This is a genomic window from Streptomyces sp. NPDC057486 (assembly GCF_042802415.1).
Taxonomy (GTDB): Bacteria; Actinomycetota; Actinomycetes; order Streptomycetales; family Streptomycetaceae; genus Streptomyces; species Streptomyces yanii.
Genome location: NZ_JBHVEE010000024.1, coordinates 86,536 through 95,531, shown reverse-complemented (window position 1 = coordinate 95,531; position 8,996 = coordinate 86,536). Strand labels below are relative to the sequence as shown.

Annotated in this window: 8 protein-coding genes and 2 pseudogenes; 6 read left to right on the top strand and 4 right to left on the bottom strand. The window is 67.5% G+C overall.

Translation table 11 applies throughout. The features are described 5' to 3' along the window. The 3 genes and pseudogenes from ACFU6I_RS14555 to ACFU6I_RS14545 all read left to right on the top strand — a co-directional run. Positions 1-254: pseudogene (locus ACFU6I_RS14555) on the top strand (FMN-binding glutamate synthase family protein); the annotation flags it as partial. A gap of 278 nt (positions 255-532) precedes the next feature. Further along, positions 533-685, top strand: coding sequence for an integrase (locus tag ACFU6I_RS14550; RefSeq protein WP_384365523.1), 153 nt, complete (start codon positions 533-535; stop codon positions 683-685). Positions 686-917: 232 nt separating this feature from the next. Continuing rightward, on the top strand, positions 918-2,240 hold the full coding sequence (locus ACFU6I_RS14545) for a hypothetical protein (protein ID WP_384365520.1): 1,323 nt from the start codon (positions 918-920) through the stop codon (positions 2,238-2,240). 194 nt (positions 2,241-2,434) lie between these two features. Here the strand turns inward: ACFU6I_RS14545 and ACFU6I_RS14540 are convergent, their stop codons facing one another. The 3 genes from ACFU6I_RS14540 to ACFU6I_RS14530 all read right to left on the bottom strand — a co-directional run bounded on the left by ACFU6I_RS14540 (position 2,435) and on the right by ACFU6I_RS14530 (position 4,622). Continuing rightward, on the bottom strand, positions 2,435-3,325 hold the full coding sequence (locus ACFU6I_RS14540) for a hypothetical protein (RefSeq protein ID WP_384365517.1): 891 nt from the start codon (positions 3,323-3,325) through the stop codon (positions 2,435-2,437). A gap of 939 nt (positions 3,326-4,264) precedes the next feature. Continuing rightward, on the bottom strand, positions 4,265-4,462 hold the full coding sequence (locus ACFU6I_RS14535) for a hypothetical protein (RefSeq protein WP_384365533.1): 198 nt from the start codon (positions 4,460-4,462) through the stop codon (positions 4,265-4,267). Continuing rightward, positions 4,419-4,622, bottom strand: a complete 204-nt coding sequence (locus ACFU6I_RS14530; protein WP_384365514.1) for a DUF6381 family protein — start codon at positions 4,620-4,622, stop codon at positions 4,419-4,421. Before ACFU6I_RS14530 ends, ACFU6I_RS14535 begins: the two co-directional genes overlap by 44 nt. A 366-nt stretch (positions 4,623-4,988) precedes the next feature. Between ACFU6I_RS14530 and ACFU6I_RS14525 the strand changes: the two genes are divergently transcribed. After that, on the top strand, positions 4,989-5,849 hold the full coding sequence (locus tag ACFU6I_RS14525; RefSeq protein ID WP_384365511.1) for a HEAT repeat domain-containing protein: 861 nt from the start codon (positions 4,989-4,991) through the stop codon (positions 5,847-5,849). 268 nt (positions 5,850-6,117) lie between these two features. Beyond that, positions 6,118-6,654, top strand: coding sequence for a GNAT family N-acetyltransferase (locus ACFU6I_RS14520; protein WP_384365508.1), 537 nt, complete (start codon positions 6,118-6,120; stop codon positions 6,652-6,654). Between the two features lie 430 nt (positions 6,655-7,084). On the opposite strand, the gene ACFU6I_RS14515 is transcribed toward ACFU6I_RS14520, so the two are convergent. Then, positions 7,085-8,092, bottom strand: coding sequence for a hypothetical protein (locus ACFU6I_RS14515; RefSeq protein ID WP_384365505.1), 1,008 nt, complete (start codon positions 8,090-8,092; stop codon positions 7,085-7,087). Positions 8,093-8,653: 561 nt separating this feature from the next. Between ACFU6I_RS14515 and ACFU6I_RS14510 the strand changes: the two are divergent. Continuing rightward, positions 8,654-8,943 (top strand): annotated as a pseudogene (locus ACFU6I_RS14510) (Tn3 family transposase); the annotation flags it as partial. Between the last annotated feature and the right edge of the window lie 53 nt (positions 8,944-8,996).

The window sequence follows — 8,996 nt, the reverse complement described above, 5'->3', positions numbered from 1 at the left end:
CCACCCGGGCCGCTGTCTACCTGCGCACCCTGCGCAAGGAGCTGCTGAAGGTCTCGGCGGCCGTCGGCGTCGCCCACCCGGCCCTCATCACAGCCAACGACATCGAAATCATGAACGGCGACTACGACGCCCGCACCCTGGCCAGCGTCTACGGCTACAAGGACGGCTGGGGCGAACTCGGCCCGCACCTCACCCAGGAGATCACCGCACTCCTCACCACCAAGCCGACCCCTCCCCAGAAGCCGGCCGTCTGACGCGTGACGAGCTGCCGGTGGGCAGCCGGGTAGCTAAGGGCTGTCCCGCAATCCCTGAATCCCTGGTGGATCGGCGCGCGGCGTCGGATGCGGTGCATCGCAAGGCGGAGGAGCGCCCTCATAGTGGGCGTATTCGGGCGTTGCGAGCCGCAGCGAGGTGCCGTAGCTGTCGTCGTGCGCCCGCCAGGAATTACGGGACAGCCCTTGGTGACCCTCCCGGCAAGCTTTGCCCCGTCGCGCTGCCCAGCACGCCCGCTGACGAGCTCCTCGACCCGACCTTGATCTGGAACCAGGCCCACCTGCCCCACGCACTCGGCGAGTTCGAAGCCTTCTTCGGTCAGCATCGGCCTCATCGCACCCTGCACAGCGCAGCACCCCTGCGGTCAGCCCCCGAGCCGATCACCGAACCCGACCGGCTCGACGTCCATTGACGTAACGGACTCGGCGGGGTCCTCCACGAGCACGCACATGCTGCTTGACCTGCCCGGACGTAATGATCGACACCCGCACCGACAGATCGCGGGCACCACCACATGGCCTGTCCGGGACCGGACATGTCCGGTCTCTGCCACTCCGAAGGCCTTCCACTGACCTGCTCAGCGTCGTTTGAATGCCGATCAGGCCCAGGCACACCGAGCCTGGCGCATTGAGGAGTCAGTACTGATGAAGCGCTCCATCCTGGCAACCCTGGCCGTCGCGTCGCTTGCGACCATGTCGCTCACCGGCGCAGGTGTGACAGCAGCCAACGCGGTCTCCCCCGCCGCGACCACCGTCGCCGTGGGCGCGCCCAACACGGCAGCCCAGTCCGCAGACATCTCGCAACTGCGCCAGGAGTTCAACGACTACATCGCTGGCCTCGATCTCGATGCCGACACTCGGGCAGCCGCCGAGGCGGCGGGCTCATCCGACGACGCACTCGCCGCGGCCGCTGCGAAGACCCTGGCCCAGGTCAAGGCAGCGCTCACCGATGCCGGCGTCGACAACGAGTGGACCTCCGGGGCCATCAACCCCGACGACTACGACTGCTCGACCACAGACTTCCGCGAGTGGGCCCGCGGTCAGATCGCGCAGATCGACCCTGCGTCGTGGGACTGGTACCAGAACGGCTTCCTGGGACTGTCGCCCGACCTTCTGGTCCAGTACTGGACCCTGATGAAGACGCCCACCAACCCCCATGACACCGCTCTCGGACCCAACGGAGCGAACACCAACGAGCTCGCTCGCACGTTCACGAACCTCCAGCGGTTCTGGGACGTCGACACCAGCAAGGTCGGGCTCGTCTCGCTCGACGGCAAGGTCCTCGGCCCCGACGCCTCTGCCGACCGCCAGTACGTATACGACGGCCTCAGCAAGATCAGCCCGCTCGGCGCGCTCTTCCTGAGGATCGGCGTCGAGGGCGGTCTCAGTTCGGGCCGGCTCAGCGGATTCCCGGGCGGCGTCGAAAACCCGATGTTCTCGCTCAACGCGTTCGCGATCGACCCCACCCATGCCGGTGACTCGCAGGCGACCCTCGAGACGCTCGGCATCACCCGGCGTGTGGCGATGGGGCAGGGCATCCTCCAGATGTGGAACGAGCTCGGCCTCGGACGGGTCGGCGGACGTGCGGTGATGGCCCACGAGTTCGGACATCAGGTCCAGTACTCGGACAATCTCTTCGAGACCGACATCACCGACGAGGCTGAGGCCACCCGCCGTACGGAGCTGATGGCCGATGCCCTCGGCACGTACTTCACGGTCCACAAGCTCGGCGAGTCGCTCAACAAGGCGTACACCCTGCAGGACCTCCAGACGTTCTACAACGTCGGCGACTGCAGCTTCTCCAACCCCGGGCACCACGGCACGCCCAACCAGCGCTACCGCAGCTCCGCCTGGGCTGCCGACCTCGTCAAGAGTGCCGATGACCAGGGACACATCCTCCCGAGCCTGACGGTCGCCGACGCCTTCGAGAAGGCGCTGCCCGAGATCGTCGCTCCCGACGCGCACTGACGGACCAAGAGGTTCCGCAGACAGGGGCTGCTGTCGCGAGCGTCGCATCCAGTGCGCGTCTCCCAAGGCGCCGAGCGATGGCTTGCTGGATCTCCCGTCGCGCTACGGCAACGCCGAGAGGTGCGTGCTGGAGCGGCGCGCAGCAGGCATCGCCCTGTCCGCGGAACCTCTGACACGGTACGTCGGCCGTCGGGTCACACCCAGCCACGTCTGGCGATCTGCAGTCCCAGCTGGAAGCGGGTATCCGCTCCGAGCAGTTCCTGCAGTCGAGTGACCCGGCGGCCCACGGTGCGTTCGGACACTCCGAGCTCCCTCGCGATCGACCGGTCGGTGAGCCCGATGCTCAGCAAGCGCACAAGATGCCGGAAGTCCTTCGTGCCGTCCTGCACGAGGCTCTCGTCGGCGAGCGGCATCGACAGCTGCCAGTAGGACTCGAACACGCTTCGCAGCCCCGCGACGAGCCGACGATTCCGAATGTTGGCGACGTGCACCTCCTCATCGCCGTCGGAGGTGACGTTGGCGGAGACCACATCGTCGACGATGACGAGATTGATCGGAACGCCGGGAAATGTCCTCACCTGTTCGCCGGCCGCCATGCACGTCTCCGCCACCTCGATCGCCTCGGGAGACTCGAGCAGTCGACTGTCGTACACGACCCTGACCTCGACCCCGCGTGCCAGCACCTCGAAGACACCGTCCGCCGTGGCGATCGGTCGATCGTTGCGTGGGGCCATGGTCAGCGCGTCGATCCGGGTCGTCGCGGAGCTGACGAGGTCCGCGTACTCCTGCAGCGCGATCTCACCGGTCGCGAAGTCGACGCCCACGTCTGCGCGCTGAGACGCGTTCCACACATCCGTCAGCTCCTCACCGATATCTCGGATGCGCGCTGCCAACTGCGTGTACGACTGCGCGGCTGCCTCGAGCGGGCCACGCGGCGCCCGCGCTTCGACCATCCCCTCGGCTCGCGCGACGAGGCCCGAGCGCAGCAACGGCCCGAGGACGCGATCGTCCAACTCGGACAGCGGCAGCCGACCAGCGGTGGCGAGCTGCACATAGAGTGCTCGCGCATCGTCATCCAGACCCAAGAGCTCCTGGTCCGTGGGAAGACCGGGCCGAGGGACACGCACCGACGCCACTGATTCCCGAGACATGCCAACTCCCGTCGTCCCGATCCAACCTCGGCCGGTCCAGAACCGGCTGGCCGGACAGCCTACAACTGGCCCTGTTCATGAGTTTGCTGTCGACGTGGCGGGTGGCAGACGACGAGTTCTTACCGTGACAGGTGTATCCGCGGCCCACCGGCGGGGCGTCATCGCCTGTGAGCCGGGGAGAGTCTATCGGCCGAGGAACCGGTGCCACCACGATCTTGTGTGCTCGCTGACGGGTCGACTCCGCAGGCAGGGAGAGGATGGGGCTATGTCGAGGGTGACGGGTGTCGACTTTCGAACACCGCGATGTCGCTGCGGAATCCGACGACAAGTGCTCCACTCCTCGCGAGCCCGACGTGGTAGGTGGTTGCGGGCATGGGAAGTTCGTCCGGACAGCCCCGGGTGGGCAGATTCCACAACCGTACGGAGACGTCACCGCCACTGCGTGGACGCTGCCATCATGGGTGGGTGGCTCACCGATCTGGCGGGAGTTCTCCAGGTCCTATAACTTCACCGTTCTGGAGGCGGTAGCCGCGATGGGGCGGCAGTTGAGCCCGGCCCCGGCGACCGACGCCACGAACTGCCCGCCGATGTAGCACCGTTCACCAATCTGTCGCAGCCACGTGAGCCCTTGCGCAGACAGGCGGCCCGGCTGTCACTCTTCTCCGGGATCGTGTGGCGGATTCCCCGCCGTCGCAGGTACTCGCGGACGGGGCCGTCGCTGTAGGCCTTGTCGGCAGCGGAGCCCTCTCGGTCTCTCCTGGTCACAGTGACTACCTGCGCGTTGGCGTTTTGCAGGCACACCACGAGGCACGGCATTCTCCCGCGCCTCGTGGTCAATGTTGGCCGTTGCCGTTTGGCACCGCGGCGAGGCGGTCAGTACCGGGCGCCGACGGGGGTCGGGATGGCGTCGAGGTCGGCGAGGTCGGCCGGAGACAGCTCGACGTTTGCGGCGCATGCGTTGTCGGCGAGGTACTTGGGGGTCTTGGTACCGGGGCTGGGGACTACGTCACCGGGACGGGAACTCGCCCTACCGGCCACCGGGACCGCGCCCCGGCCCGTCCCCGCCCGCACGCCCGCCCTCCTTCATCGACTGCTCCTGCATACGCCGCGCCTCGTCATGCAACCTGCGGCGCTCCTTGGGATCACTCGTCCGCTCGGCACGATCGTTCAGCTCACGAACCCTGTCCTGCAACTGCTGTGCACGACTGGCGGACTCACCTGCAACACTCATCGTCACTCCTGGGAGAGGAAGGGTCGGACACCACGCAGCCAACCAGCGCCCCACCACTTACGCACCCCGGAGCATCACCGAACGCAATCACCGCAGGCCAACTGAGCCTTCACCCGCCACACGGTTGCCCAGCGCCGAAACTGCAACGACAACAACCTCGAGCCGCAGCGCAAGGTTCGTGTGCGTGACGCTCGTGCGAACGGGCAGCAGTGCCGGCGCCACAACGAACGGGGCCACCTCAAGGACCCTCAGCCCATCGCAGATGCCGTGCTGCCGCTCGTGAACACTCCGCCCCACAACCTGGTGCGCGTCATCAGTGAATCGTGGCAGAGGCCGGCGACACCACACGCCCGTAGGGTGAGCGGCATGACGGGGATTGGTGTGCCGGGGGACGAGGCAGCGGAGCGCGCGGCGCTGCGAGGTGCGTTGAGCGAGTTGGACGCGCGGCTTGCCACGAACACTGAGCGCGGGCCCGGAGCACGCCACCGGTTCGAGCCCCTGGTGGAACGACTGCGGTCACCGGCTGCCGCGTTCCTGCGACCGGAGCTGGAGCATCGACTCGCCCGTCATGTCGCCGTGGACGACTCCTTCGCGCGGGACCGGATCGCCCATGTCCTGGCGGGCGCCTGCGGTGCGGCGGCCCTGCCCGCCCTGCTGCGCGCGAGGGTGAGCGATCGCAACGACGACGGGGACACGCTGGAGCTCGACCTCCTCGACCTGTTTTCCGCCTGGCCCGAGGCATCACGCAGGCTGGTCCTGGGCTGCGTCGCCTCGGACGATCCCGGGACGCGACTGGTCGGCATCTGGGGTCTGAGCGTCATCGACTTCGGCGGAACGGAGTACTTCGGGCCTGTCGCCGACGCGGCGTCCGACCCTGACCCGCAGGTACGCGCCGACGTGATGAGTATTCTCGGCTCCATCTTCGGCGTTGGGGATCCCCCGCGGGCCCTGGCCACCCTCATCGCCGGCACCGGGGATCCCGCGCCCGAGGTCAGAGGGGCTGCGGTGGCGGCCCTCGGCTCGTCGCGCGAGGAGCCCGTCACCGACCTTCTGGTGGCCCGCGCTGAAGACACAGATCGCCGGGTCCGGTTCCAGGTCGCATGGTCCCTGGCCGGACGGCCGGGCCCCCTGGTCCGCGCCGCGCTCGAACGGCTCGCGGCGGACCAGGACGCGGATGTCCGCGACGCCGCACGCGCGGTCCTGGAACTGCCGACCAGGTCCCTCTGACCCGCCCTGAGGCGCCCATTGCTTCCCAGGGACTCGCGCTCGGCCCTTCGGCCTGCCGGTCAGCGGCGGCTTTTTCGAGGCGACCCTATGAGCGCGCGGACAACGGGGTGCAAGTGGCTCGGCTCGGATGGTCGACCATGTGAACGGCTCCGAATGACGGCTCGGTCCGCAGCGCCGGTGGATGTGCGGCGTGGCGGCGGCAAGGGCGATGTCCACGCAGGTGAAAGTGGTTTGCCGACCGGGATGTCGGTGGGTAGCGTCGCCGTCCATGACCCCGACTCTGCGCACCGAGCGGCTGCTCCTGGAGCCGTACATCCCCGAGGACGAAGAGGGCTTCGTCGCCCTGTTTCAGGACACCAGGGTGTCGCAGTGGATGGGTGACGGCCCTGCTTGCGAAGCAGCGGACCGGGCCCTGTTCAGGCGGATCTTCACGAAGGTCTATGCCCAGGACCTGTTCGATGTCTGGGCCGTTCGTCGCCACGGACTCCTGGTCGGGCATGCCGAGATCAAGCGAACCGACGTCGTCGCAGGGCACGAAATCATCTACGCTCTGGCGCCGACGGCGTGGGGATCCGGCCTGGGCACCGAGCTCGCAGAGGCGATCGTTGCCTATTGCTTCGACAGCCTCGGACTGACCGAGGTGCATGCCACCGTAGCTGCACCGAACAAGGCCTCGCTGACACTGCTGGACAGAATCGGTTTCGAGCATGTCCGGGACATCAAAGAGGACGACGGGAGCATCACCCGCGTATTGGTCCGCCGCCCGACTGTGAGTCGAGCACTGGGTCCAGGTCCGGATGAGTGAGTCGGGGGCGAAGGCGGTCTCCGGTTGGGCGCGGGTGTTGCGCCGCGTATGCATGCGGCGATGACAGCATTCTGCTTGTCGTGGGTGCGGCGCTCGGAGCCGTCCAGCGCGAAGTAGCGCAGGGCGGCGAACTCCGATTCGATCCAGTTCAGCCACGAGCCGTAGACCGGCACGAGGACCAGCGCGACGCCGTGGTCGCAGGCCCAGGTGAGAACTTCGGTGTGCCGGTGCGTGAAGAAACGGTCCACCACCCTCTACAGCTTCTGGCCGGGCCATCGGGACCGCAGGCCTTTGGGCAGGCCGAAGGACTCGGGCCAACCGGCCGCGCGCCCAAAGTTGTCGAGGACTGAGACGCACAGCACAGAACCGGGCCCTCACCGGGCACCCACCACAGATGTGAGAGCGCACCCGGCAGGAGCCCGGCCAGTTTTCAGGACCTGGCGTGGCGGTCGGCGCCCGTCGAGGCCCCAAGAACCACAGGCATACCGGCAGCATCGCGCACAAGCTGCACCCCAGAACCCGGCCTGTCACCGACAGTCGGGCCCGGACCCGCAAGTTCACCGCCCCCGCGGCGCGCACCCGGGCCGAGCCGGGGACGACTCGTCAAGGAACCAGCAGACCGCAGGCGGCGGATCCGTCCAACACCGCCCGGCGACGGCGCCCCCCAGCCCCCGGCCCGCGGCCAGACCCGGAACAAGCGGTGCACCACAGCCGACGAAACTCTGGCATACGACGGCACACGCCGCGGCTGGTACCCGCTCCTCAACACACAGACCAGCGCCGCAAGAACGGCCTCGTCGTCAACAGCCACGACCTGGTCGTCCTGCGGGCCTCCCCGCGCCGACGGCAGCAACGGCCCTGCAATCTCCTGCGGTCCACCCAGGCCGGCGCGTCCCCACTGCCCACCACCCCTGACCGCCCCCACACCAGATCCACCCTCCAGATACCCGTCCCCCGCCGGAAGCGCCAAGGCATCCCTTCGTTCTTGAATATGCTCGAACTGGCGGATGATCTCGGCCACATGAGCAGGATCCTCCAAAGATCCGGCAGCAAGTCGGCCCCTCGCCTCCAGAAGTTCCCGGTACACCGCACCGTACGTAGCGCACAGCCTGATCGACTCATCACCACGATCACTCAGGCCCGTGACATGGGGCACAACAACCACCAACGCAGCAATCCCCGACAACACCGAAATGAACACCTGCGCCGCCAACTGCGACGACTCACCGATAACCGGCCAGGCCAAAACGCCCGTGACAAGACTCAGCACCGCCGCAGCCAAAGTATAGAAACGAACCTTCCGCACCAGACGGGCCGCTTCCCACGGCATCCTCCTCGCCCAGTAGCCGGCACATTCGATACTTTCCTCAAGCCGCTGCGACACGACCGTGTCAGCCGGGTCCTTCGACTGTCTGAACATCCTGGGAAGCAGCTTCATGACACTCTCCACACTGGAGGGAAGTCCATGAACACTGACACGTCCACCCCACACACCCCGACACCGGCACGCATATTGTCGTTTTACTAACCCGCACAGACCAACACCAACCCCCAGCCGCCACCACTCCACCCACACCGAGCCACCCCAACACACCCGGTCGCACAGCCCCACCACGCCTTCGTCCGGCCCCCACCGGGTTTCGGATACGGGACGCAATGGGTAACCGGCAAACCAAGCAGGCACGCCATCGCAGGTCACGTCGGCAGAACGAGACACCGCGACCAGGCGCGCCTGCCCCCAATCACAATCAGCCACAAACTCACACCCACAACGGATGCAGGTGGGCCAGGCATCGAACACGCCGATGAGCGCGCGAAGTTTGACGGATCGGCAGTTCGTCGCTCCGGGCGTCGACCCCGATGGGACTGGCGCGAGGGCCTGCTCACCTCGGTAGACGGGCTGGGGTTCGTGGTGCTGCAGCGGACCATCAACGCCGGAACCTCATCGGAGTACTACCACTTCAAGCGAGGCATCACCCGGCTGAACGCCGTGAATGACCAGGTCGCCAGGACCCTTCACCTGCTGCGGGTGGTGGACCCGGTCGACGACAACTACCGGCGGCGGAAGAGCCGGCAGCTCACCGTCCAGCAGTCACGGCACAAGCTCGCCCTGGACATCTGCCACGGCTGCGCGGGCAGATCATGCAGGCCTACCGCGAGGGGCGGGCGGACCAGCTCGACGCGCTCGGCCTGATCCCGAACGCCGCCGCGCTGTGGACCACCCGCTATCCGGGAGCGGCCGTCGCCCATCTTCGGGAGCTGCCTGCCGATCAGCGGGAGCACGACGTCCCGGACGAGGTGGACGACCTCCCGCCCGTGCCCGGGCGGGTGCCGTTGTGCTC